The following is a 26,318-nucleotide window of genomic DNA, read 5'->3' as shown; positions in this document are numbered from 1 at the left end:
GATTAGATTATTCATGTTATGTTTAGGTTAAATCTCAAGATTTTTTATCAAAAGTAATTGCTTTATTAACTTATCGTTCAAGTCTTTCTGGCCGAGTTAATCCATATTTACGCATTTTTTCAACCAGGGTTGTTCTTCGCATATTAAGATAACTGGCTGCATGTGCAACTACCCAATCAGACTCATCCAATGCTTGGCTGATTAAAGCAAGTTCTGTCTTAACCAAATGCTCCTTTAAATCAATTCCATCGCTATTGGGTATTGGCTCTTGGCTAATAATTTGCAGTAAAGTCTCCCGTTCGGAGCCGGATGAGTTAACTTCAACGTAAGATGGTTTATATTCTCCTTGGAAACGGCGAGGAAGATCCTCTTTACAAACAATACCGTTAGGATAAAGAATGGATAATCGCTCTACCATATTGGCTAGCTCTCTAACATTTCCTGGCCAGTTGTATTGAGTTAAAGCATCCATTGCATCGGGCATTAATCTAACTATGGGCCTATTTTCTCCTTCAATACGCGATATAAGCTCATTAAACAGTAGTGGAATGTCACTGCTTCTATTGCGTAAAGGAGGCATTTCTATGGGAAAAACATTAAGCCTATAAAATAAGTCCTCTCTAAATTTTCCCTCTTGAATTGCTACTTCCAAATTTCTATGAGTAGCAGCAATAATTCTAACATTGACCTCAATGCTTTTGTTGGAGCCGACTCTTTCAAAGCAACGCTCTTGAAGAACTCTTAATAGCTTAACTTGCATTGCTAAAGGCATATCGCCTATTTCATCAAGAAATAAAGTACCGCCATTGGCTAACTCAAAACGTCCTTGCCGTGATGTAATAGCTCCTGTAAATGCCCCTTTTTCATGACCGAATAATTCGCTCTCTAATAACTCCCCTGGTATCGCACCACAATTAATAGGCACAAAGGGCTTATTCGCTCGGTATGAAAGAGCATGTATATTGCGAGCAACTACTTCTTTACCTGTTCCTGACTCCCCTAGAACTAATACACTAGCCTCTGTACCTGAAACCTGCTCTATTAATTTACGCACCTGACGTATGCTATCACTATTACCTACTAAACTGCGAAATAACGGAGTTTTATGACTGCTTGCTGTAATTACTTTTACTGCTTCTCTTGCAATTTGGCAGCGATGTAACGCTTCAAGCATTTGTGCATAACTAAATGGAAAAGACAGACAAGCCACCACGTTTCTGTCGACACATTGATTGGTATTTAATTGAGCATCAATGACTAAAACAGGAGCTTTTGAAAATTGTTTCACTAATGAATCAAGTTCATCTAGTGTTTTTTCAAAAGAAGTATGGGCACCTAAAATAATAACACTTGGGTTCACGGTAGTAATGATTTGCCAGGTAGCAAATTTAGTCACCTCTATTGATTGACCAATGAAATTAAATATCGTACGCAACTTATCACAACGATCTTCGTTATCGTCTATGATAAAAATTCTTTCATTGCTACTCATAAACCCATCCTTAAGGTTGAGATGTTTATCTTAATAAATATTGGACACTAATTAAACATCTGTCAAATCCATGACATTAAATAAATGCAACCGTCATAAAAATATCACTAAATTATATTTATGCCAAGGTAACAGAACTGTCTGAAGCCCTTTATTATCTGTAACAAACTATCATTTTAAATGCATTACATTGATTGCCGAAACACAATTGTTGACTGCCAATTGCTTTAGTAGCACTGACTTGAGTCTCTTTAACAAAGCGTTTTGCCTGAATAAAGCCCATTCGACTACAAAAGGAATTTGCGGCCTTGGCACCACAACCATGATTTCGGTCATAACACCAGTCTATGCGATAATCATTATAACGAGGATCTGCGAATCGCTTTTCCCTATAATGATATGGCTTAGGTGGAACATGTGACAAACCTGTCGCGCATCCTATAGTCATAAACCCATTACATCTCCAGCCTTTGCAAGTGGCTCGCTTATCCAAATAATTTGTTAAGCCCACATTATAAGCAATCACATTCTGACTGGAATAATCGTAACCCAATAATTGACAATAACGATCTGCTACAACTTTACCGCATTCATTGCCAACAAAAGTACAATAATCCAAACGCTCACCAAGAAATGTAGGGTGCCAAAAGTTTCTATACGCTTTATTATGTTGATCAGAAGCATTTAATTGGCTATTTAATAAACATAAAAAAAATAGATACCCAAGATACTTCAAACTACGAAAATTGATCATTATAACAATCCGTTAGCAGCAATATGCACATGTTAGCCTAGTATGCCCAATAGGCACAAGAGTGATGAGTGTTGACTGGATCATATATTCAACTTAAAGATTAAAATAAACTCTTATTGAGCCAATTAAAGACCATGACTTAGAGCAAATTTACAACAAGAAAACTCAGGTAAGACAACAAATCGCCCGACGTCATTAGAAAGGTGAACAATATCTTGTCAGGCTCTGTAGTAACCATTTATGTCGTTGAGCAACCGACGTAGCCGTGATGCTGCCAGGAAACGGATCGAGGCAAATCAGGAAGCAATCATTTTATCCCAACCTATATTATCTTCTAGATGGGATTATCACTGTCTAAAAACAAATGCTCCAATTTAAAATAGCTTGCAAGATATTCACCCAAAGCCTGAATTCCATAGCGCTCAGTTGCGTGATGTCCACAAGAATAATAATGAATACCTAATTCTTTAGCTTGATAGTAAGTACGCTCGGAAACCTCCCCGCTAAGATAAGCGTCTACTCCTAATTTCCATGCGTCCTCAATATAGTCTTGTGCAGCGCCGGTACACCACGCTATTGAACTAATTATCTTATCATTTCCTGCAATATGCACAGGTCGGAGGGCAAATGTCTTTTCAAGAAAATCCGCCAATAACGTACCTTGCATTGGCTGAGTTAATGTCCCTGACCAAAGAAGGTTATCCATCTTATTTATTTTATGAGTTTTAAAAGAGTTTATTGGTAATAACTTAGCAAGGCATGCGTTATTACCCAATTCAACATGACAATCCAGCGGTAAATGATATGCAAAAAGATTGAGATTATTTTGTAACAATTTACCAATTCTCTGACGTTTCATTCCAGTAATCACGGATTCCTCGCCTCGCCAGAAATAACCGTGATGTACCAGAAGCGTATCTGCTTGCCAAGCAACTGCTCGTGAAATAACATCCTCAGAAGCAGTTACCGCAGTACAAATACGCTGAATCTGTTCTTCACCTTCAACTTGCAGACCATTAGGCGCATAGTCATTATATGAAGCACAATTCAAAAAATCATGTAGATAATTAGATAAATCTCTACGCCTAATCACCGGTCAGAAACTCGCTTAATATCAGCACCTAATAGAGATAATTTTTCTTCTATGCGCTCATAACCTCTATCCACATGGTAAATTCTCTCTACGGTGGTCTCACCTTCTGCAACCAGACCAGCTAAAATCAAGCTAGCGGAAGCACGTAAGTCTGTGGCCATCACAGGAGCGCCAGTTAATTTCTCCACGCCATTAATAATAGCGGTATTACCATTAAGTTGAATCTGAGCGCCCATACGTTGTAATTCTTGTACGTGCATAAAACGATTTTCAAATATTGTTTCAACTATGGTAGAAGAACCTTCTGCAACAGAGTTCATTGCCATAAATTGCGCTTGCATATCAGTTGCAAAAGCAGGATAAGGAGCTGTAGAAATATTTACTGCTTGTGGACGTGCATTGTGCATGTTTAAGCTAACCCAATCCTCACCAATCGCTAACTCCGCCCCAGCCTCTTCGAATTTACATAATTGTGATAATAGAGTATCAGGACGAACTTTTTTGACAGTAACATGGCCTCGGGTCAATGCCCCAGCAGCAAGATAAGTCCCAGCCTCAATTCGATCTGACATAACAGAATAAGTTCCACCGGCTAAGGCTTCAACCCCTTCAATTTCAATAGTTGATGTGCCAGCACCAGAAATTTTTGCTCCCATCTGGATCAAAAAGTTAGCCAGATCAACCACTTCGGGCTCTCGAGCCGCGTTTTTAATAACAGTCGTTCCTTCAGCAAGAGCAGCAGCCATTAATATGTTTTCAGTACCAGTAACGGTCACCGTATCAAACATTAAGCGTTTGCCTTGCAAACGTCCTTTTTTACAACGGGCATTAATATAACCATTTTTAACAGTAATGTCGGCTCCCATTGCTTTTAATGCTTTCAAATGTAAATCCACCGGTCTGGTACCTATTGCACAACCACCGGGTAAAGACACATCAGCCTTACCATAACGGGCTAACATAGGACCTAACACCAAAATAGAAGCACGCATTGTTTTTACTAAATCATAAGGCGCGACGAACTCATTGACTTGACTAGAATCCACTTGGACGTTCATCTTTTCATCAACGATCAAATGGGCACCCAATTGCCCTAATAGCTCCATCATCGTCGTAATATCTCTCAGATGAGGGACATTTGAAATGGTCACATGGTCACTTGCTAGCAAACTTGCTGCCATAATAGGTAAGGCCGCATTTTTTGCGCCCGAAATAACCACTTCCCCATGTAATGCTTTGCCACCATTTATTAATAATTTATCCATGTTGCTTCCCCCATTCTTCTTTTGTCCAGGTCTTCATGCTGATAGCATGGAGCATGCCAGTGGTAATCAAGTCTTTAAGTTGAGAATAAACCCATTGCTGTCTAGCTACTTTAGACTTATTTAGAAAGATGTCAGTTACTATAATTAGTTGGTATTTATAACCATCACCTTCTACTTTTACATAAGACACATCTTCAATATCATTAAACCTCTGTTCAATTTCTTCGTTACTTAACATAAAGTTAGCTCACTAATTCAAATAAATACAATTTTTTCATACCTCAAATAAAAAAATAAAACGTAGAGCGGGATATACCCCGATCTACGTTTGATAAATAATCATTAGAACCTCTTCTTTCTTCTGTTCATACCGATGCAAAACGGTACTAAGAAGTTTAAATCCTTAAAGAATAAGGGACTATTTTTATTCTAAATTCAGGCCGTTTCTAAAATACTTTTTACCCCACAAAACTCTGCTAATGATCGTGTTTCAGGTGAAATACCTATCACTTGAAACATCTTATTATTCTGCTTGCATAATTTCCGAGCCTCGATAAGTAATGCCAACCCTGCGCTATCGCAATGAGTTACATCACTCAAATCAAGACAAAATTTATCACCATCCACTTCCTTCAATGCTTTATAAAGTGCAGCACGTATGGAGATTACCGACTCAAAAGTAAGTGAAGAACTTGGTTTAAAAGTATCAACTTCCACTTTTAACTAGCCTTTTTCAATTGTTTTTGTTCCATTTGCTTAATAACATCGCTAATACTTGAGTTTTGCAGTGCTTGAGCAAATTGCGACCTGAAACTTTGGAGTAAACTCACTCCTTCAACACTAAGATCATATATTTTCCATTGACCATTTTTAGAAACTAAACTATAGCTTAATGGGATATTTTGGCCTTCCGAACGGACAATCACGCTGTTTACACGCATAAATCGGCTACTCAATGACCCTCTTAAAGGTAGGAATTGTACCGTTTCATCAGAATATTGGGAAAGAGGGCTAGAGTAAGTACGAATCACTAAGCGAGTAAATGCTTTAGAAAATTGCACACGCTCAGCAGGTGTTGCTTTCATCCAAGCCTGTCTCCCCAAAACAGAACGAGACATTCCCGCGACATCAACATTGGGTAAAAGATGTGCTTCTACAGCTTTATAAATAATATCTGGGTGATTTTTCAAACTATTTTTATTTTCCTTAAGTGTTGCAATAATTGCATTAGCAGACTGCTCTAGCATAGGTATAGGTGAAGATTGAGCAAACATAGATTGAGATAATGACATACAAGCAACTAATAAAATTGTTTTAAGTACCTTCATAGTTCACCTATTTTTTTATATTAAATAATAATTGGCCTATAAGATTCTCAAGAATAATTGCTTCTTGAGTCTTTGAAATTACATCTCCGTCACGTAAATAAGGATGCTCCTTATTATCTTCATCCTCAAAGCCAGGAACGATACTAATATAATTAGATCCAAGCAAGCCTTCAGTTAAAATTCGTGCAGAAGAATCCTCATAGGGTATCTTTTTATCACTTCTTAAAGTCATAGTCACTTTAGCATTAAGCTCCCCAGGTTGTAGCTCAATACGCGTAACCTCGCCTATTCTTACGCCAGCAACTGTAACAGGTGCTCGAACCTTTAATCCCCCTATATCAGTAAAATCAGCTGTTACCTGGTAACCTTGATGTGACATGAAATCAGAAATATTACTGACTTTCATTACCATTACGAATAAAGCCAGCAAGCCTAGCAACATAAATATTCCTACACTTATGTCTATATAACGTTGCTTATTCATTTACCAATCTCCAATCATCATTGCAGTCAACATAAAATCTAACCCTAATACAGCAAGCGATGAATACACCACGGTCTTGGTTGTCGCTTGACTAATACCCTCAGCAGTAGGCACACATTCAAACCCCTGGAATACCGCAATCCAGGTTACTACAAAGGCAAAAACAATACTCTTAATAATGCCACTTAAGATATCTATGCGAAAATTAACTGCAGCTTGCATATTAGACCAAAAGCTACCATCATCGACACCTAGCCAATGCACTCCTATAAAATAACCACCATAAATCGCTACTGCAGAAAAAATGAGTGCTAAGATCGGTAAAGAAATAAATCCCGCTATAAAACGAGGGTAAATTACTCTACCTAAAGGATCAACACCCATCATATCCATACTAGACAATTGTTCTGTCGCCTTCATCAAACCAATTTCAGCAGTTAAAGCTGAACCTGCCCGTCCAGCAAACAAAAGAGCGCTAATAACAGGGCCTAACTCCCTCGCAATACTTAAAGCTAATAATTGCCCCAGTTGGCTGCCAGCGCCAAATTTCTGCAAAGTATTATACCCTTGCAATCCAACCACCATACCAATAAATAAGGCAGAGACAACTATAATCAAACAGGATAACACGCCAATAAAATGAAGTTGATGACGTAATAGCGGCCATAATTTAGGAACACCTGGCCGTCTAAATAGCATGGCAAATAAAAATAATCCCGAACTTCCAATACGTTGTAAAATATAAGCCCCTCGACCGCCAAGGCTTGCTATTATATCAAGCATCTAATAACTCCTCGGTATAGGGTCTTGCTGGGTAATGAAAAGGTACTACCCCATCAGCTTCCCCATGCATGAATTGTTTTACTTGTGGCTCTGAAGATTCTATTAATTGTGCAGGAGTTCCTTGTCCTATAATTTTTCCACCAGAAATCAAATAAATATAATCTGCAATCGAGCAAGTTTCCTCAACATCATGAGACACAATAATTGTTGTTGTATCTAATAACTCGTTTAAACGCTTAATTAAACGAACTAAAACCCCCATAGAAATAGGATCCTGCCCTGTAAAAGGCTCATCATACATCATGAGTTGGGGATCAAGCGCTATGGTTCGCGCTAAAGCAACTCTTCTGGCCATACCTCCAGAAAGTTGTTCGGGCATCAAATGCGCCGCTCCACGCAAACCAACAGCTTCAAGTTTCATCAGTACTATATCACGTAACATTGAAGGATTTAATTGAGTATGTTCCCGCAAAGGAAATGCAACATTCTCAAATACGGAGAGATCAGTAAACAAAGCACTGCTTTGAAAAAGCAGTCCCATATCCTTTCTCGCCTCGTAAAGGGCTTTACGGGATAAACGATGTATGTTCTGTCCTAAAACTCGAATCTCGCCTGAATCAGGTGTTAGTTGTGCTCCAATCAATCGCAACAAGGTTGTTTTTCCAGAACCACTAGGCCCCATAATCGCAGTGATTTTACCTTGTTTCACTACCATATCAATACTATCAAAAATGTAACGGCCACCCCGTGTGAAACTCATTTTTTCAATTTCAACCCAATTTTCAGGCATGCTCTCAATTCCACTTTTAATCTGAACCCAGAAGTATATACTGCTTCGCAAAAAAATGCGGTCTTTAATTGTATCAGAATTAAAAAAAAATTAATTCCTCAAAGACCAGTCAAAATTATTTTCTTTTATCATCAATTAGAAGCAATATTTTCTCAACTATTTTTGAATGGGATTCAAATGTTCAGTTAAAAATCGAATACGAGAAAATGCGTATATTTTATTGAAGTGATCAAGTAACTCCCTATTCGAAATGTGATAATGTCAGGCAATTTGTTGTCCGACCTACATGACTTATGTAATATAATGACTTTATCGTTTTGTCTTAATGTGAAAAAATAGGGTTACGGCAATTAGAAACATTGTGTTAGAATGAAAAATACACAAAAACAGAATAAATATGCTATGAATTTTTGCACACTTGGACTAGCAGTTATTGAAACTGAAGCACAAGCTGTCTTTGAGTTAACACAGCGTATCGATAGTAATTTTGAAAAAGCATGTGAATTACTATTAGCTTGCAAAGGCCGTATAGTAGTAACCGGCATGGGTAAATCCGGTCATATTGCCAATAAGCTAGCAGCTACTTTCTCCAGTACAGGCAGCCCTGCTTTTTTTATGCATCCAGGGGAAGCCAGTCATGGTGATCTAGGCATGATCACCCGTCAAGACACTGTTGTTGCTATTTCGCACTCAGGAAATACTCACGAAATTGTTACCTTACTTCCTTTATTAAAAAGATTAGAAGTACCGCTTATTGCGCTGACAGGTAATGTAGAATCTATTTTAGCTAAAACAGCAGATGTAAACTTAGATGTCAGTATCAAACAAGAGGCATGTCCTTTAGGGCTTGCTCCAACGACAAGTACCACCGTCTCTTTAGTGATGGGAGATGCTCTCGCCATAGCTCTTTTACAAGCTCGGGGGTTTAGTGCTGAAGATTTCGCTCTATCACATCCTGGTGGTTCTCTAGGCAAAAGATTATTACTGCATATTGATGAATTATACCATACGGGTGAGCAACTGCCCCTCACCAATCAAAATGCGACTATTAGTGAAGCACTAATTGAAGTCACTGATAAAAAGCTTGGCATGACTTGTGTCATTGATAATCACGGTTATTTAGTGGGCGTTTATACCGATGGCGATGTACGGCGAACACTAACACGCCAATTTGATATCAACACAACGCAACTCAAAGAAGTCATGACGCAAAATGCCAGAACCATTTCTAAAGGTATGCTTGCCGCGGAAGCCTTAGCTATCATGCAGAAATACAGTATTACATCATTAGTAGTCACAGATGATGATAACCGGCCTCATGCTGTACTTCATTTACATGATTTGTTAAAGGCTGGTGTTTTTTAGTATTTAGTGTAGAGAAAGAAATGAATGAATTATTAGAAAAAGCAAAAAAAATCAAATGCCTTATCTGTGATGTCGATGGAGTTCTGACTAATGGAATATTGCACATAGATAATAATGGCAATGAACTAAAGTCTTTCCATGTACAAGATGGTATGGGGTTAAAATTATTGATGGCCGCAGGCATTGAAGTTGCGGTTATTACGACTGCACGTAATGCAGTGGTTGATCATAGAATGCAGCAATTGGGCATAATTCACTATTATAAAGGCCAAGTAGATAAACGTAACGCCTATCAACAACTAAAAGAACATCTCAACCTACAAGATGAGCAAATTGCTTATATTGGTGATGATTTACCTGATTTACCACTCATTCAGCAAGCTGGACTTGGAGTTGCCGTAGCCAATGCAGTACGTCAAGTGAAAGAATTTGCTGACTGGCAAACAGAGGGCTCTGGTGGCTGTGGAGCGGTTAGAGAGCTTTGTGACTTAATTCTAGATGCGCAAGGTAAAGCTGATTCCGCTTTAGCAGGTTATTTAAAGACATGAATGCAGTCAAACAAGCTATTTGGATATTGTTCACTTTTATCATACTGACTGTTTCTGGTTGGTATTATGTCAATATAGAATCAATAGCCAAGCTAGATAGCGACACATTATCTTCAACTGTAGACACTACTGTGTCTCAGTTGACTGTACGGCAATTCAATAGTGAAGGGCTATTAACTAATTTATTAACTACCCCCTTAATGCAGCATATCCCCAAAGGAAACCTTCACTTGTTTCAAACGCCTCATATTATTATTTCTCAAGAAGATCAACCTGCTTGGGAGATTCGTTCAAAAGAAGCGAAATCATATGATGGTGGCCAAAAAATTATTTTTAGCAAACACGTCGTTGTTCACCAAAATCCAGGAAATAAAGCTCAAGAAAGTACTTTAAAAACAGAAGAAGTGACTTACTTCCCTAAGGAGAAAAAGGCAACTACAGACCTTTTTGTTACTTTTGAACAACCTGGCAATGTCATAGAGTCGACAGGGATGAATGCTTATCTCGAAGAAAAACGAGTAGAACTACTCCATCAAGCTAGAGGAAGTTATGCGCCAGCTAAAGGTTAAATGCTTTTTGTTGTCATTTCTTGTAACGGTCTCTACGCTAGGATTTGCATTATCTTCGGATCAGAAAAAGGTAATGCATGTAACAGCAGATTCAGCCAATTTAAATCAATTAAACCATAAAGGTACTTACACTGGAAATGTAGAATTTGTTCAAGGAACTACCAATCTACATGCCAATGATGCCGTAACCCAAGGCAATGCTAAAAATCAACTTACCTTAGCCATAGCCAATGGCTCTAAAGGCAAGCAAGCTCATTATTGGACTCAAACTGATCCTAGTAAACCTATGTTTCATGCCTATGCAGACAGCATTCGCTATTATCCTTTACGCCATCTCATTGAATTAATTGGCAATGCACGCATTGAACAAGGTTCTAATTCTTTATCGGCAGCAAAAATAACCTATGATACTTTGAAGCATCATGTTGTATCGCAAGGTGATAAAAAATCACGAACAGTAATCATTCTCTACCCCGAGAAAAAATCACTATGAGCCAATTAGAAGCCAAAAATTTAAAAAAGTCGTTTAAATCCCGAACTGTTGTTAATGGTGTTAGCATCCACATTAAAAAGGGAGAATGCGTTGGCTTATTAGGTCCGAATGGAGCTGGTAAAACCACCTGTTTTTATATGATAGTCGGCCTACAATCTTGCGATGAAGGCCAAATTATCATTAATAATCATGATATTACCCATGATGCGATGCATCAAAGAGCTCGATTAGGTATTAGTTATCTCCCTCAAGAGGCTTCTGTTTTCCGTAAACTTACAGTAGCTGAAAATATAATGGCTATTCTCGAATTAAGACCTGAATTAAATGAGCAGGCTCGTGAGGAAAAATTAGATCTATTACTCCAAGAATTTCATATTGCCCATCTGACTAATAGTTTAGGTATGGCCTTATCTGGAGGCGAAAGAAGGCGTGTTGAAATTGCACGGGCTTTAGCGATTGAACCCTCCTTCATTTTGCTTGATGAACCTTTTGCTGGAGTAGATCCTATTTCGGTAATAGATATTAAAAAAATAATCCAACACTTATGTAATAAAAATATCGGTGTACTCATCACGGATCATAATGTTAGGGAGACATTAGACATTTGTGAACGAGCTTATATAGTTAGCCAAGGAAAAATTTTATGTGAAGGAACACCTGAGATCATTCTATCAAATAAACAGGTCAGAACTGTTTATTTGGGTGAGGACTTTACTTTATAGGGCGCTCTCCCGCGATTAAAATCCCTTACGTGCCTCTAACTGTTGGCCATTAGGGCCCTCTTTTGAAACACGTTGAACAAATGCCGTTGCTGCTGCAGCTTCAGTCGAACACCAATAAAAATTAAACTCCCCATTATGATCCGCACCGGAATCGATTCAATTTGATTGTTTGCTTTGAATGAGAGGGGCCATTTCCTCCCTTGCACACAACTACTCCTACTAATTGTTGAAAAAAACCAGTGAAAACCAAGCAGATACAGAAAATCTAGGCTATATGTTTAAGTAACAGACATTATTCCAGCATTACTAAATAAATTGAAAAGGAACTCGCTAATAAATGGAAAACGCAAAGTTTTACCGACTGGGAAAATTTATTTATCGCTTTCGTTGGGTTGTTATTATTTTATGGGCCTTGGGTATCTTATCGTGCATTCCTTTTCTGCCTAAACTAATAACTCCATTTAAAACAACAGGCTTTGTTGACGAACACTCCTCCAGTGCGGCTGCAGAGCAATATCTGAATAAAGAATTAGGCTATGATAATAAGAATAACATCCTTGTGATGTATCACAGTTCTAAACTTCTAACCACTAATCCTCTATTTCTCAAAAAAATAAAGCAATCATTAGCTGATTTAGAAGATTTCCCTCTCAAACATGAAATTATTTTCCCAGACAAAAAACAACAAACATCTAAAGACAAACATACTGCCTATGCTGTCATCATGATTAAATCAAATAAGCCAATTTCTGATAACTTATTTGCTCAACTTAAGTCCTCTATAAAAACACCTGCACATATGACAGTACGTACAGGAGGAGAACCTTTTTTTGTAGAAAGTGTAAATAAGCAGACTCAAGTCGATCTGTATAAAGCCGATATAATCGCAACACCAGTAGCGATAATTACTCTACTCTTTGTTTTTGGTTCCTTAGTGGCTGCCGTCCTCCCTATTATACTAGGCGGAGGATGTGCCCTCATCATATTAACTAATCTTTTTTTCATAGGGCATTATTTTACTCTATCCATATTCACTTTAAACATTGCTTTACTATTAGGCCTTTGTCTTAGCTTGGATTATGCTTTATTCGTCATTAATCGTTTTCGTGATGAGATCAATAATGGATTAGACACCATTGAGGCAATTGCCATAACCCAAGCCCGTGCTGGGAAAGCTATTTTTTTCAGTGGTCTTGCGGTCTTTGCAAGCCTTAGCGCTCTATTTTTATTTCCCATTAATATACTTTTTTCTATCGCGGTAGGAGGCGGAGTTGCTGTACTAATAGCCATGTTAATGGCGATTTCATTATTGCCCGCCATCCTCTCAGTATTGGATTCTAAAATTAATTGGTTATCGGTGAGAAAACGCAAAAAAAATGAAGAGAATAGTTTTAGTATCTGGCATTGGATAGCGGAAAAAGTAGTTCATCGCCCGCTTATATCGTTCATTTCTGTCCTTATTCTTTTATTGCTATTGGGATATCCATTTTTAAACGCTAAATTTGGCCTATCTGATTATAAAATATTCCCGGAAAAATCAGCGGGTAGGGAGTTTTATGATACTTATGCCGAGAAATTCAATATTAATGAATTAACACCTATATTGATGATAGTACAATCGCCATCTTCTCCTATTTTATCTAAAAATAATATTTATCATTTATATGATTTAGCACAGAAATTGAAAAAAAATCCAGATATTAAAAAAGTGAATAGCATAGTCACTGGTAATTCTGATTTAACTAAAAAACAATATTATGATCTGTACCATTTAAAACAAAGTAGAGACAGCGATGAGGTCAAAAAATTATTATCTACCACAACTCATAATCATGTTACTGTTATAACTATAGTGAGCAAATATCCAGTCAACTCCCCTGAAACAAAAGAATTAATTACTAAGTTACAACAAATAAAAAAATTCAAAGGATTAAACCTTCAATTAGCCGGAAAACCTGCGAGTAATAAAGAAGTATTAGGAACAATCTATCGCGTACTTCCTTATGCTATTTTATGGATCATGGTTTTTAGCTATCTTATTCTTCTTCTATTATTACGCTCCCTATTCTTACCCTTTAAAGCAATCTTGATGAATTTATTGAGTCTTTCTGCCTGTTACGGGGCTTTAGTTTTGGTATTTCAAGATGGATATTTGTCGCATTTACTTAATTTCCAGCCCCAAGGTTTTTTAGACATTAGTTTATTAGTCATTATTTTCTGTGCTTTATTTGGCTTTTCAATGGATTACGAAGTATTTCTGCTATCTAGAATAAAAGAGTCTTACGAAAGTACTAGGAGTAATACTAAGAGCATTATATTCGGTATAGAAAAAAGCAGTCGAATTATTACTAGTGCAGCACTAATAGTTATTGTTCTGTGTTCTTCATTTTTAGTAGCAGATGTACTCATGGTGAAGGCCTTTGGCCTTGGCATCGCCGTTGCTATTTTTGTAGATGCCTTTTTAATTCGTACTATCTTAGTTCCAGCGACTATGGCGCTTTTAGAAAGCTGGAATTGGTATTTGCCCAAGTTTCTGGACAAAATATTGCCTAAGTTTTAATTAGGCCACTTGATCTGGCAAATGGTGCCTGGATTAGTGTGGTCTACCGTTGTTTTAACGAGAAAATAAGGCATGAAAATAAAAAATATGCTGCAATGCAAAAAAATATATTGACTTATAATTGACTTGTTTGTTTATTTTTACTACAAATAATGTTATGTATAGGTTTTGCTCTTGCAACATGAACGTTACATCTGGCAAAGATTCATTTTCTTGCATCCATGGATGGCCCGCATAAGTGATACCAAGTAGAAGTTTATTCGGTCATGACGAATTATTTATACAGAAAACGAACCAAATTTCAATCCTTTGATTTGTTTGTATGACTATGTGAAAAGCGGCTAATCAAAAAATAATCAAAAATACAGAAAGGAACCGATTTTCGATGAATTAAAATGTTAGCGAGGACAAATGATGCACCCTAAAGATGAATTAGTTAGAATTGCTGTAGTTGGTGTCGGTGGTATCTTTCCTGGAGCACGTAATGCAACCGAATTTTGGAGAAACATTGTAACAGGAAAAGATCTGATTACGGAGGTTCCCCCTGATCATTGGAATATAGCTGATTATTACGATAAAGATCCTAAAGCCGAAGATAAAACTTATTGCCGCCGCGGCGCGTTTATACCTCATGTTGAATTTGATCCCATAGAATGGGGTATGCCTCCACAAAATATAGTCTCCACAGATACCTCTCAACTGCTCGCTCTCATTGTTGCTAAAGAAGTTCTTCAAGATACATTTGATGGAAAATTTTTCGGCGTCGATCTTTCTCGTGCATCAGTAATATTAGGTGCCACCTGTATGCTTGAATCTATTCCTCCAGTGTCAAATCGCCAATATCGTCCACTATGGACAAAAGCCATGAAAGAACATGGCTTAAGTGACAAACAAGCAAAAGAAATTTGTGATCGAATTTGTGAACATCTACCACCCTGGACTGAAAGCACTTTTCCAGGTTTATTAATGAATGTAATTGCTGGACGTATCGCTAACAGATTAAATTTTGGAGGAACCAATTGTACTACCGACGCTGCATGCGCAAGTTCATTAGCAGCGCTGTCTATGGGAATTAATGAACTCAGAGTAAATCAATCTGATCTTGTTGTTATCGGAGGCGTTGATACCTTAAACGATATCCAAACTTATATGTGTTTTAGTAAGACACCCGCATTATCTCCATCAGAGGAATGCCGTCCCTTTTCTGCAAAGTCAGATGGCACTATGCTAGGTGAAGGACTTGGCCTGTTAGCGTTGAAAAGATTAGAAGACGCAGAACGAGATGGAAATCATATTTATGCAATAATTCGTGGCATTGGAACTTCCTCCGATGGCAGATCTAAAAGTATCTACGCACCTCTAGCAGATGGACAAGCGGTAGCATTAAAAAATGCCTATGCTATGGCTGCATATCCACCAAGTACAGTCGACTTAATGGAGGCACATGGTACTGGGACTAGAGCAGGAGATACGGAGGAATTTAAATCCCTGAATAAAATTTTTTCAATGGATAATCCTGAGCAAAAACAATGGTGTGCTCTGGGCAGTATCAAATCTCAAATTGGTCATACAAAAGGTGCGGCAGGAGCAGCCAGCCTATTCAAAATTGTCATGGCGCTGCACCACAAGGTATTGCCCCCTACCCTTAAAGTAGACGAGCCTAATCCTAACCTGGATATTGAAAACTCTCCCTTCTATTTAAATACTTCAACCAGACCATGGATTAAAGATGACACTACTCCTAGACGAGCCTCAGTTAGTTCATTTGGTTTTGGCGGTACCAATTTCCATATTGCCGTGGAAGAATACCAAGGTAGCGGTAAAAAAGCATTGAGGCTCAATTCCTTTGACTCTCATCTGCTTCTGCTTTCAGCCGATAATGCGCCAGCATTAATGACTGAGTGTCGTAAAGTGGTTGATGAAACCCAAACTTATGACGAAGCCTATGTTGCCCACCGTGCTCGCAAGTCTTATCAGGATTTTAATTATCAAAAAAATTATCGTATCGCTATTCTAGCTAAAAATAATACTGAATTAAGAGAAAAACTCTGTAAAGTAATTCAGCAATTAGAGAAGAACTCAGAAAGACCAATAACAGAAAAAGATATTTACTATTCTTCTGGTTCTAGGACAGGAAAACTTGCTTTTATTTTTTCTGGTCAAGGCAGTCAATACCTTAATATGGGGACGGATATTGCCATTAATTTCGATTCCCCTCGAAAAATTTGGGATAAAACAGCAACAATTCAATTGGATAAGAATCGCTTCTTGCATGAAGTTGTCTATCCTAAAGCAGTATTCTCTATAGATGAAAAAAAGAAACAATATGAGCTGATTAACAATACAATTTGGTCGCAACCTTCCATAGCAGCAATGGCTTATTCACAAATTGCTTTATTAAACGAACTGAATATTAAGCCTGATTGTGTCGCAGGACATAGCTTCGGAGAATTAGTTGCTCTTGCCTACGCAGGCTCATATGACTTTGAAACATTGGTAAAAATGGCACGCACACGTGGTGAATTGATGGCTCCACATGGTGGAGCTGAGCCAGGTGGAATGCTGGCCGTATTACACCCTGTAGAAGATACATTAGCGCGCTTAAAAGAATGGCAACTCCCTTTAGTTATTGCCAATTATAACAGCCCCAATGAGCTTATTTTGTCAGGAAAAAAAGAGGATATAAATAAAGCGGTAACTTTATTTAATCAATATAAGATCTCATGTACAGAATTACCTGTTTCTAACGCATTTCACTCCCCTATGATGGAGACCGCAGCAACTGAATTTAGACAATACATAGAAACAATACCATTTAATGCTCTAACCCTACCGGTTTATTCTAATTTGTACGCCAAACAGTATCAAACACCGGAAATAAAAGACACTCTAGCGAATACTTTGGTCAACTCTGTCCGCTTCAGTGAAATGATTACCTCCATGTATAATGACGGAGTTAGAACATTCGTAGAGGTCGGCCCAGGTTCTGTCTTATCTCACTTAACAGAAACAATATTAGCTGGAAAAAATGTCCAAAGTATCGCAATAGATCATAAAAACGATCATGGTGTAATTTCCTTACTACGAGCACTTGGTCAACTAGCAGCCTTAGGCATACCGTTTGATATCAATCAATTGTTTGCAGCATTTACTATGCCACCAGAGCCAGAAATATTGGCCAATAAAAAACATAGAATTCTCATTAATGGTACTAATGTAAAACCTATTGTTCCGCCACTAAAAACACCAGCCAGCCACCCTATGGAACTAGTAGAAAGCCCTGAACCAACTGATAAAGCATACAACATAGAGCCGCCGCTTATTCAGCCCCATATGAATACAGTAAATATTCCCCCTATTGAAACACAAAGGATTACTTCCATGAGTGATACAGATAATAAACATTCTCCCATCATTACCTTACTCGAAGATATTCAAGAAAATATCACGCGAGAATATGAAATTTATCAGAAATCAACCGCAGAATCACATCATGCATTTCTGCAGATAATGGAACAGACTTTACAGCAACTACATCACCATAGGAACGAAAATAGTAACACTCTGATAGAACAAGAATACTTAGCTCAAATAAATGAACTAGCTCAACAGAGAGGAGAACAGCATAATCAGTCAGTAAATGCGTTCACCGCCCCTGTGAAAGAGCCCGAGATCAAAATAAATGTAGAAAACAAGCCCAACAACATCCCCAAACAAAATGAAGAGCCAGATCAACTAGCGAATGCGGTGCTCACAGTCATTGCTCAAGAAACGGGCTATCCCCAAGAGATGTTAAAATTAGACATGGAAATGGAGGCTGACCTCGGTATCGATTCAATCAAACGAGTGGAGATTCTCTCTGTAATTAAAGAAAAAATCCCGAATTTGCCTGAACTTGATCCCATGCAACTATCCACACTAAAAACACTGGAACAATTAAAAAATTATTTGGCAAACCAATCTGATAGCGAACCCAAAATAAAAGCACAATCCTCCGTAATCGCGCCCCATAATGAGGTTGTCACCCCAGCGCCAGTAGGAATATCGCCTGCTACACAAATTCAGCAACAAGATATAACCAAAAGCATTCTCGCAATTATTGCTGAAGAAACTGGCTATCCCCAAGAAATGTTGAAATTAGACATGGAAATGGAAGCGGACCTCGGTATCGATTCAATCAAGCGCGTAGAAATATTCTCAGCAATTAAAGAAAAAATACCCAATCTACCTGAACTTGATCCCATGCAGTTGGCCACACTGAAAACTCTGGAACAATTAAATAATTATTTGGCCAACCAGTCCAATAATCAACAAAATATAGAGATGCAATCAACACTACTTACCTTCCCCGAAACATCGCATAGGCCAATAGCCGAAGCGATACCGGAGGAACCGACAGCAAGACAAGATTTAACACAGAACATTCTTGCAATTATTGCTGAAGAAACTGGCTATCCTCAAGAAATGTTAAAATTAGACATGGAAATGGAGGCTGACCTCGGTATCGATTCAATCAAACGGGTAGAAATATTCTCAGCAATTAAAGAAAAAATCCCGAACCTACCTGAATTTGATCCGATGCAGTTAGCCACACTAAAAACACTAGAACAGTTAAAAAACTATCTAGCCAATCAATCTTATAGTGAACAAAAAATAGAGGTACAATCTACAGTTCTTACCTTCCCCGAAACACCACAGAACAAAGTAGCAGAACCAATACTGGCTGCACCGAAACTGCAACGTGATATAACCCAAGACATTCTCGCAATTATTGCTGAAGAAACTGGCTATCCCCAAGAAATGTTGAAATTAGACATGGAAATGGAAGCAGACCTCGGTATCGATTCAATCAAACACGTAGAAATATTCTCCGCAATTAAAGAAAAAATGCCCAATCTACCTGAACTTGATCCCATGCAGTTGGCCACACTGAAAACATTAGGGCAGCTAAAAGACTATTTAGAAAATCCTGTGGAGGGCCCCCAATTAAAGGAAGAGATAACTCCGCCACTAGTGGATGAAAAGCCCCCGGAAACTGTCCTGAAAAACGATTTTCGTCTTGGACAACACCTCATCCAAGTGCCCTTTAGCCAACAGGTTATGCCCGGATTAATAGGAAATAATTGTTTTATAATCAAAGATAAAAAGGGTATTGCTACACAATTAGCTAACTTTTTACGAAGCCAAGGAATTAATGCAGTTGAGGTAACTCAGCCCAAAGAAATAAGTGGAGAACGCCCCTGTATTATCTATTTGGAGGGCTTAGCTCAGTTTACTTCGATAGAAGAAAGCATGAATGCCAATATAGCCGCATTTAATTTGCTCCAATCTATAGCAACTATGGTGGAACAAGGTGGTTCTATTGTAATTGCCCAAGATACAGGAGGAACGCTGGGGCAAACATCTGCTAATCCGATACGCTCTTGGTCTGGAGGTCTGCTGTCTCTTGCAAGGACAGCTCGATGGGAGTGGCCAAATACTTTCATTAAAGCGATTGATATTGATTGCGCCAATCAATTACCTCAAGATATTGCAAAACGCTTAGCCGAAGAATTACTACTCGGAGGAGAAAGCAAGGAAATAGGTCTTGGACTGGATGGCAGCCGTGTCGCAGTTGAAGATATCTACCTTAATTATGCCCCCCCTCAATCATTATCTTTAGCTGACGGTGATGTGGTTATTGTTACAGGAGGAGGTCATGGCATCACTTCATGGTGTATTGAGGCATTGGCATCTCAATATCATCTGCACTTCATTCTCCTAGGGAGAACAGCATTACAAAGTGAACCTGATTATTGTAAATCAGCTCAAACCCCCGCTGAATTAAAGGGTATTTTATTTCAAAACAAGCAGTCAGTAATAACACCTCGACAACTGGATGAGGAAGCTAAACGCATTTTAACTAATAGAGAAATACGGAAAACACTGGACGCATTAAGCAAAAACGGTAGTAAAGCAACTTATTACTCCTTAGATATTCTAAATGAACAGGAACTTAAAGCGACTATTAATGAAATCACACAAAAACATGGAGTAATAAAAGGCCTAATACATGGTGCTGGAATTTTGCGAGATAAAATGATCACACAGAAATCACCGGAGGAATTCAAAGCCGTTTTCAACACTAAAGTCAAAGGTTTAGCCTTATTAATCAATGCACTTCATTCCCAACCATTACATTTAATTTGTCTCTTTTCATCAGTAGTCGCTCGCTATGGAAATAAAGGGCAATCAGATTATGCTATGGCGAATCAAGTACTTAATACCGTTGCTACAAATGAGGCGATGCAACGCAGTGCTCAATGTTTAGTTAAAGCCATTAACTGGGGAGCCTGGGAAGGAGGTATGGTCACTCCAGAGCTCAGTAAGCAATTTCGTGAACGAGGTGTAAGCTTATTATCTCGAGAACAGGGAGTGACCTTATTTCTTGAGGAACTAGCACAAAAACATCCCATATCTATCGTTCTCGGTGGTCCATTAAATGAGACGAAAGAGAATAAAGACGCCTTAGAACAAGGACGGCATTGTTTCATTATCAATAAAGAAAGTTATTCATTCTTACAAAGCCATGTGATTAAAGATAAGCCGGTTGTTCCAATGTGCCTGATTCTAGAATGGTTCGTGAGCGTTGCTAAAAATAAACTGCCCGATATGCAAAAAATCGTTTGCTCTGATTTAAAAATACACCGGGGCATTAGGCTCGATAATTTAGATAATGAAGCATTTTTTGTGGGAAGTGCTAACGCCCAACAAAATGAGTACGACGATTTACAGATGAAACTTGAAAATGATGAAGGCAAGTTATTCTGTACCATGTCAGTTCTTGTAAATGGTGAAGAAAAATCAAATGGAATAAAACTACTCGCCGACGAAACATCCGGTCAGTGGCCCTGGAGAGCCTCTGATTGTTATGGTGATATGTCAAAACTTTTTCATGGCCCTCATTTTCATCTTATCCATTCCTTAGATGACTATGGAGAAAACACCGCAACAGCAACACTAAGAGGCATTGATACATTAAATTGGCCCGATCATCATCAATGGATAACGGATCCAGGATTAGTAGATGGCGCATTTCAGGTGGCCAGTTTGTTTGGACAGAAACACTTCAAAAGGATCAGTCTTCCAATGAAAGTGAAAAAAATAATTATTCATCATCATGGCGTCATAAAATCTTCAGTGAAATGCTTGCTGCAATGTCTTTCTTGTGATGGTTTTCGTGCAACGTATCACCTTATGCTGCTCGCAGGTAGTATGCAAATCCTAGAAATTCAAGGTTTAGAGATGGTAATTATGCCTTAAAAAGGGGTGCCTCAATCATGGAAAAGTCCAAAAAAGATGATGTAATTATTCAATTACATCATCAGTATATAGAGCAACAAAAGGCTGAATTGTTACATTATCTAAAAGTCATGTCCATGTTAATGAACGTTACCGCTGATATTAAGCTTCTTTCAAAACCCACTGTATCGAGTGAAGTGCGAGGAGAAATGGAGCGCGGAACCGGAGTGGATTCGAGCACCGTACCGACGAAGCAATTCACCGATACATTAACGTTTCGAAAGAAGTCTATTGAACATAGCGATATGTCATTGCTACCCAATGAAAAGCAGGTATTAGAAAAAACAGAGCGTCAAACTGAAGAACATACTTCAGCACCTGAAGATTTTCAGGTCATACCAACAGAGCAGTTACTCTCTAAACCAGAGTTAAAGTCATCAAAAGAATCATTTCTCTTTGATCGTGATCAATTAGTAGAACATGCGACAGGAAAAGTTTCCTCTGTATTTGGTGCAGAGTTTTTACCTATGGATCATTATCCCCATCGCATAAGATTACCCGCGCCCCCATTTCTTATGGTTGATAGAGTACTTGCGATGTCAATCGACCAAACAGGCTCTTCCGTGAGCACCATCACGACAGAAACTGATATCGATACAAGTAAATGGTATCTTTTTGAAAATCGAATGCCTCTAGGATTGATGCTCGAAGGAGCACAAGGACATATGTTTTTGCTATCACAACTTGGCTTGGATTTTATTAATAAACCCAAAGGCCTGCTATACAGAATGATTGGCGGCCAATTCGAAATATTAGGTTCGATGCCTTATTTGGGAGAAACTATTCGTTATGACATTCGTGTATCACCACTGATTGATAAGAAAATTTTCAAAATTGAATACGATTGTTATGTAAGAGATGTACTTATAGCCATAGTAAGAAATGGAAAAGTCGGCTTTTTTTCTAGAGAAGAAATGGAACATTCCAGAGGAATTCAATGGCAACCAAAAAACGAGTCAATCCATCAAGAGCTCACCTTACCTCAAGTTAAATGCACACGCAGTCACTTTTTAAGAGAACATATTGTTGCATTTGCCAATGGTGATCTGTTCTCCTGCTTTGGGTCAGGTTTTGAATTCGGGCAAACACATAGATACAGCCCGCGCATCCCCAACGGAACCTTGTTAATGCTTAATGAAATAAGAGATTTTGATCCTTCGGGAGGACTTTTCCAGAGAGGCTACTTACGTGCAATACAAAAAGTCACTCCTGATGATTGGTTTTTCAAATGCCATTTCTTGAATGATAGCGTGCTCCCGGGAACCTTATCTGTTGAAGCGACAATACAAGCATTGGCATTTTATCTCGCAGGCATGGGACTAACTCTAGACAAAGATGGATGGCGATTTGAAATCGTCACTGAGAAAGAGTACTCCTACTCTGCTCGCGGTCAAGTCACTCCAGCCCATGATAAAGTCATTTATGAACTCCATGTTAGAGAAGTTATTACGGCTCCCTATCCAACTGTGTTTGCAGATATTTTAGCGAAAACCTCTGAGGAGGCAGCAATTTACCATATAAAATCCTTTGGACTGCGATTAGTACCCGATACCCCCCTTTCCCGGGAAACTGAATTGTTAATCACGTCAGAGCAAAGAGATCCTAACGCTCTTATTGATAGTGATGGAATCATACTCGATTACCGCACATTTTTAGAGTCAGCTCTGGGAAAACAAGCAATTGCATTTGGCTCACAATACCATCAATACGATGAAGGTAAAAAAATGGCGCGTTTGCCAGCCCCTCCCTATCAATTTTTGAGCAGGGTGACTGCATTACAAGGAGAAAAAAGCGCCTTTAAAACAGGGACAGAAGTCAGTATGGCATACGATATACAGACTAATGCTTGGTATTTCGAAGAAAACAACTCCCCCATGATGCCTTTTTGTGTTTTCCTTGAAGCGTTGTTACAAGCATCAGGATGGCTTATTTTATATATAGGTACTGTCTTACAAAGTAATAATGAACGCTACGTACGTAACTTAGAAGGCTCCCTACACGTCAAAGACGTGCCGTCTTCTCAATCAGGCACACTGACTACCTCTGTCCATGTAGCCAACCTCTCTTCAGCTGGTGATATGGATATTGAAACCTTCACGTTCAAATCACTCTGCGGGGATCAAATAATCTCCGAGGGTCAAACGACTTTTGGCTTTTTCTCAAAGCAATCTCTTGCTCAGCAAGTGGGTTTACCTACTACTGAAGCACAGTTATCTGTCTTAAACAGACCGTCTAATTTGTCCATAGATTTAAACCATGATCGAGATGGATATAACAAAAACGGTCTTTACATCGCGAAAAATCGCTTGCTAATGATAGATCGTATTACTGGTTATTGGGATCACGAAGGGCAATGCTCCTTAGGATTGCTCAGGGCAGAAAAAGATGTTAAGCCCAATGACTGGTTTTTTAAATGTCACTTCTATCAAGATCCGGTGCAACCTGGGTCATTAGGCTTAGAAGGAATGTTACAGTTGCTGCAATTTTATCTAATGCAACAGACTGGCTGGGACAATTTTACTAACCCCTGCTTCGAGTCCCCTGCAATAGGAACCACGATTAACTGGAAGTATAGAGGACAAGTACTGTCATTCCATAAGCGTTCTATTTATACGATGGATATACTGAGCCTAGAAAAAGGAGGTAATTTCTTGTTAGCAACAGCAAAGGCGTCACTCTGGGTAGATGATAAGCAAATATATGATGCTCATTTTAGCGTTCGCTTGGCTAATAAAAACCAAGATTAATTGTGTGAGGATAGAAAAATGATGATAGTACAACCTAAAATATTCGGCTTTATCTGCACAACAGCACATCCTTTAGGATGTTTTAAAAATGTCGAAGAGCAAGTAAATTACATTAAAAAAGAAGGACAATTTACTGGGATAAAAAATGTTTTAGTGATAGGTGCATCGACAGGTTATGGTCTAGCAAGTCGTATCGCAGCGGCCTTTGGCAGCCAAGCAAAAACTATTGGCATCATTTTTGAAAAACCAGCCGATGAAAAACGTACTGCCTCCCCTGGATGGTACAATACAGCTTCTTTTGAAGAAATAGCCCATGAACACGGTATTTATGCAAAAACGATTAATGGCGATGCTTTTTCTAAAGAAGTGAAACAACAAGCCGCTGATCTAATACGCAATGACTTAAAATCAGTCGACCTCGTTGTTTACAGTTTAGCTTCTCCTCGCCGTACCCATCCGATAACAGGAGAAGTATTTAACTCTGTTTTAAAACCAATAGGTCGTCCTTTTACCAGTAAAACACTTGATCCGTTTAAAGGTGTAGTAAAAGAAGTGACCTTAGAACCAGCTACAGAAGCAGAAATAAATCAAACCATTGCCGTAATGGGAGGTGAAGATTGGGAAATGTGGATAGATTTCCTGCGTGAAGAAAACCTTTTATCCGAAGGAGCAATAACTGTAGCTTATAGTTATATAGGTCCACCAGTATCTCATGCCATTTATAAGGATGGAACCATTGGTAAGGCCAAAGAGCATCTTCAACAAACAGCACATAAACTGAATCAAAAACTTGAGAAAATCAATGGAAAAGCTCTTGTTTCTGTTAATAAAGCAGTAGTCACTCAAGCAAGCTCTGCTATTCCAGTTATTCCATTGTATATGTCCATGCTACTTAAGATTATGCATGAACAAGGAAGTGACGAAAGTTGTATTGAGCAAATAAACAGATTATTTAAAGAACAACTATACTCAGGAGCCCCGCTCCATTTGGATGATGAAGGTAGAACACGATTAGATGACCGGGAATTAACCGACAAGGTTCAAGGGGAAATAAACAGGGCTTGGTCACAGATCGCAACAGAGAACATAAACCAATTGGCCGATGTGCAAAAATATCGTGATGAATTTATGCGTTTATTTGGATTTGCCAATCGCTCCATAGATTACAATGCTGAAATCACCCAATTCATCCCCATAAAATCGCTCACTCAAAGTGAGAATAAAACAGAAAATTACCAACCTGTAATTAAATTAATCGAAACCGAAGAACAGCAGCGTGAGATCGCCGAACTAAGATATAAAGTCTATCAAGAGATACTCAAAATTAATCACCCCTATATGAATCATGAAACAAAACAGTTTAAAAATGATGAAGACGCTAACTTATTACATACATTTGGTGCGTATATTAATGAAAAACTCATAGGCATGATACGTGGAACCTTGTACCACAAAATTTCTGGGCAACAAACCACCTCTCTACTCGCCGAATATCGAAGTCTAGGACGCGATATCCTCTCTTATAATACAGCCTCTTTAGATAACTCAGCAGAGATTTCTGGTTTCATTGTTTTACCTGAATATCAAAAATACGGTGTGGCTCCATTGCTGATGGGAGAAATAATACAACTCGGCATACGGCTCAACCCCAACTTGCAATTTGTCTTTATCGAAACTTACGCCCATCTTGTAAAATACTATCAGTTCTTTCATTTTAGACCGATTATGCAACCGGTGTTTAATAAAAAGTATGGCTGTGAAAAATTTATAATGTGTCTCCATATTGATGATTTAATTGATAAATCACATGCAATCCAAAAACAGCTAAAGTTTAAACTATAACTCAAGGATATACCCGACCTCTTTCAAAACCCTATTGCCTTTCATAGAGGCAATAGGGAACTTAATATCCCAAAAAAAACAACCATTTAAGCACATACAACCCCTTCATTAATTGGAATTACTTAATTTTATTGTCCATACT

General features: G+C 38.4%; 19 protein-coding genes. 9 read left to right on the top strand and 10 right to left on the bottom strand.

The window, feature by feature from the left end; genetic code table 11:
- Positions 1 to 70: 70 nt before the first annotated feature.
- From LFA_RS04030 to LFA_RS03985, 10 genes are all read right to left on the bottom strand, one after another.
- On the bottom strand, positions 71 to 1,492 hold the full coding sequence (locus tag LFA_RS04030; RefSeq protein WP_045095032.1) for a sigma-54 dependent transcriptional regulator: 1,422 nt from the start codon (positions 1,490 to 1,492) through the stop codon (positions 71 to 73).
- 154 nt (positions 1,493 to 1,646) lie between these two features.
- Positions 1,647 to 2,246, bottom strand: a complete 600-nt coding sequence (locus tag LFA_RS04025) for a hypothetical protein (protein ID WP_045095031.1) — start codon at positions 2,244 to 2,246, stop codon at positions 1,647 to 1,649.
- A 334-nt stretch (positions 2,247 to 2,580) separates the two neighbouring features.
- Complete coding sequence (locus tag LFA_RS04020) at positions 2,581 to 3,339, bottom strand: Nif3-like dinuclear metal center hexameric protein (protein ID WP_045095030.1); 759 nt, start codon at positions 3,337 to 3,339, stop codon at positions 2,581 to 2,583.
- Positions 3,336 to 4,604: a UDP-N-acetylglucosamine 1-carboxyvinyltransferase gene (murA, locus tag LFA_RS04015; protein WP_045095029.1), complete on the bottom strand. Its 1,269-nt coding sequence runs from the start codon at positions 4,602 to 4,604 to the stop codon at positions 3,336 to 3,338. The genes LFA_RS04020 and murA overlap by 4 nt, the downstream gene beginning before the upstream one ends.
- Entirely contained in the window at positions 4,597 to 4,842 is a 246-nt protein-coding gene (locus LFA_RS04010) for a BolA family protein (protein WP_045095028.1), read from the bottom strand. The genes murA and LFA_RS04010 overlap by 8 nt, the downstream gene beginning before the upstream one ends.
- Before the next feature lie 197 nt (positions 4,843 to 5,039).
- Positions 5,040 to 5,321: an STAS domain-containing protein gene (locus LFA_RS04005; protein WP_045095027.1), complete on the bottom strand. Its 282-nt coding sequence runs from the start codon at positions 5,319 to 5,321 to the stop codon at positions 5,040 to 5,042.
- A gap of 2 nt (positions 5,322 to 5,323) precedes the next feature.
- On the bottom strand, positions 5,324 to 5,932 hold the full coding sequence (locus LFA_RS04000) for an MlaC/ttg2D family ABC transporter substrate-binding protein (RefSeq protein WP_045095026.1): 609 nt from the start codon (positions 5,930 to 5,932) through the stop codon (positions 5,324 to 5,326).
- Positions 5,933 to 5,939: 7 nt separating this feature from the next.
- On the bottom strand, positions 5,940 to 6,416 hold the full coding sequence (gene mlaD / locus LFA_RS03995; protein WP_045095025.1) for an outer membrane lipid asymmetry maintenance protein MlaD: 477 nt from the start codon (positions 6,414 to 6,416) through the stop codon (positions 5,940 to 5,942).
- Positions 6,417 to 7,199 (bottom strand): lipid asymmetry maintenance ABC transporter permease subunit MlaE, encoded by a 783-nt coding sequence (gene mlaE / locus LFA_RS03990; protein ID WP_045095024.1) that lies wholly within the window; start codon positions 7,197 to 7,199, stop codon positions 6,417 to 6,419.
- Complete coding sequence (locus LFA_RS03985; RefSeq protein ID WP_045095023.1) at positions 7,192 to 7,989, bottom strand: ATP-binding cassette domain-containing protein; 798 nt, start codon at positions 7,987 to 7,989, stop codon at positions 7,192 to 7,194. The genes mlaE and LFA_RS03985 overlap by 8 nt, the downstream gene beginning before the upstream one ends.
- A gap of 402 nt (positions 7,990 to 8,391) precedes the next feature.
- On the opposite strand from LFA_RS03985, the gene LFA_RS03980 reads away from it, so the two are divergent.
- From LFA_RS03980 to fabV, 9 genes are all read left to right on the top strand, one after another.
- Positions 8,392 to 9,354, top strand: coding sequence for a KpsF/GutQ family sugar-phosphate isomerase (locus tag LFA_RS03980; RefSeq protein WP_045097407.1), 963 nt, complete (start codon positions 8,392 to 8,394; stop codon positions 9,352 to 9,354).
- A 20-nt stretch (positions 9,355 to 9,374) separates the two neighbouring features.
- Positions 9,375 to 9,902: a KdsC family phosphatase gene (locus LFA_RS03975; protein ID WP_045095022.1), complete on the top strand. Its 528-nt coding sequence runs from the start codon at positions 9,375 to 9,377 to the stop codon at positions 9,900 to 9,902.
- The gene (gene lptC / locus LFA_RS03970; RefSeq protein WP_045095021.1) at positions 9,899 to 10,471 is read left to right on the top strand and encodes an LPS export ABC transporter periplasmic protein LptC; all 573 of its coding nucleotides are present in this window, start codon (positions 9,899 to 9,901) and stop codon (positions 10,469 to 10,471) included. Before LFA_RS03975 ends, lptC begins: the two co-directional genes overlap by 4 nt.
- Positions 10,452 to 10,964, top strand: a complete 513-nt coding sequence (gene lptA / locus LFA_RS03965; RefSeq protein ID WP_045095020.1) for a lipopolysaccharide transport periplasmic protein LptA — start codon at positions 10,452 to 10,454, stop codon at positions 10,962 to 10,964. The genes lptC and lptA overlap by 20 nt, the downstream gene beginning before the upstream one ends.
- Complete coding sequence (lptB, locus tag LFA_RS03960) at positions 10,961 to 11,686, top strand: LPS export ABC transporter ATP-binding protein (RefSeq protein WP_045095019.1); 726 nt, start codon at positions 10,961 to 10,963, stop codon at positions 11,684 to 11,686. The genes lptA and lptB overlap by 4 nt, the downstream gene beginning before the upstream one ends.
- A 337-nt stretch (positions 11,687 to 12,023) precedes the next feature.
- Positions 12,024 to 14,246, top strand: coding sequence for an MMPL family transporter (locus LFA_RS03955; RefSeq protein WP_045095018.1), 2,223 nt, complete (start codon positions 12,024 to 12,026; stop codon positions 14,244 to 14,246).
- A gap of 411 nt (positions 14,247 to 14,657) precedes the next feature.
- Entirely contained in the window at positions 14,658 to 21,548 is a 6,891-nt protein-coding gene (locus LFA_RS03950; RefSeq protein ID WP_084602110.1) for a type I polyketide synthase, read from the top strand.
- A gap of 17 nt (positions 21,549 to 21,565) precedes the next feature.
- Positions 21,566 to 24,334 (top strand): hotdog family protein, encoded by a 2,769-nt coding sequence (locus LFA_RS03945; protein ID WP_052673849.1) that lies wholly within the window; start codon positions 21,566 to 21,568, stop codon positions 24,332 to 24,334.
- 18 nt (positions 24,335 to 24,352) lie between these two features.
- Positions 24,353 to 26,176, top strand: coding sequence for an enoyl-ACP reductase FabV (gene fabV / locus LFA_RS20465; protein WP_065814358.1), 1,824 nt, complete (start codon positions 24,353 to 24,355; stop codon positions 26,174 to 26,176).
- Positions 26,177 to 26,318: the final 142 nt, after the last annotated feature.

The sequence above is a fragment of the Legionella fallonii LLAP-10 genome (assembly GCF_000953135.1).
In the GTDB taxonomy this organism is placed as follows: Bacteria; Pseudomonadota; Gammaproteobacteria; order Legionellales; family Legionellaceae; genus Legionella; species Legionella fallonii.
The sequence above is the reverse complement of the archived record's forward strand: the minus strand, read 5'-3'. Positions and strand labels throughout refer to the sequence as shown.

Excerpts from the sequence above, each read along its gene's own strand:
- LFA_RS04030 (WP_045095032.1), bottom strand. The coding sequence starts at position 1,492 with ATGAGTAGCAATGAAAGAATTTTTATCATAGACGATAACGAAGATCGT.
- LFA_RS04025 (WP_045095031.1), bottom strand. The coding sequence starts at position 2,246 with ATGATCAATTTTCGTAGTTTGAAGTATCTTGGGTATCTATTTTTTTTA.
- murA (WP_045095029.1), bottom strand. The coding sequence starts at position 4,604 with ATGGATAAATTATTAATAAATGGTGGCAAAGCATTACATGGGGAAGTG.
- LFA_RS04010 (WP_045095028.1), bottom strand. The coding sequence starts at position 4,842 with ATGTTAAGTAACGAAGAAATTGAACAGAGGTTTAATGATATTGAAGAT.
- LFA_RS04000 (WP_045095026.1), bottom strand. The coding sequence starts at position 5,932 with ATGAAGGTACTTAAAACAATTTTATTAGTTGCTTGTATGTCATTATCT.
- mlaD (WP_045095025.1), bottom strand. The coding sequence starts at position 6,416 with ATGAATAAGCAACGTTATATAGACATAAGTGTAGGAATATTTATGTTG.
- mlaE (WP_045095024.1), bottom strand. The coding sequence starts at position 7,199 with ATGCTTGATATAATAGCAAGCCTTGGCGGTCGAGGGGCTTATATTTTA.
- LFA_RS03985 (WP_045095023.1), bottom strand. The coding sequence starts at position 7,989 with ATGCCTGAAAATTGGGTTGAAATTGAAAAAATGAGTTTCACACGGGGT.
- LFA_RS03980 (WP_045097407.1), top strand. The coding sequence starts at position 8,392 with ATGAATTTTTGCACACTTGGACTAGCAGTTATTGAAACTGAAGCACAA.
- LFA_RS03975 (WP_045095022.1), top strand. The coding sequence starts at position 9,375 with ATGAATGAATTATTAGAAAAAGCAAAAAAAATCAAATGCCTTATCTGT.
- lptC (WP_045095021.1), top strand. The coding sequence starts at position 9,899 with ATGAATGCAGTCAAACAAGCTATTTGGATATTGTTCACTTTTATCATA.
- lptA (WP_045095020.1), top strand. The coding sequence starts at position 10,452 with ATGCGCCAGCTAAAGGTTAAATGCTTTTTGTTGTCATTTCTTGTAACG.
- lptB (WP_045095019.1), top strand. The coding sequence starts at position 10,961 with ATGAGCCAATTAGAAGCCAAAAATTTAAAAAAGTCGTTTAAATCCCGA.
- LFA_RS03955 (WP_045095018.1), top strand. The coding sequence starts at position 12,024 with ATGGAAAACGCAAAGTTTTACCGACTGGGAAAATTTATTTATCGCTTT.
- LFA_RS03950 (WP_084602110.1), top strand. The coding sequence starts at position 14,658 with ATGATGCACCCTAAAGATGAATTAGTTAGAATTGCTGTAGTTGGTGTC.
- LFA_RS03945 (WP_052673849.1), top strand. The coding sequence starts at position 21,566 with ATGGAAAAGTCCAAAAAAGATGATGTAATTATTCAATTACATCATCAG.
- fabV (WP_065814358.1), top strand. The coding sequence starts at position 24,353 with ATGATGATAGTACAACCTAAAATATTCGGCTTTATCTGCACAACAGCA.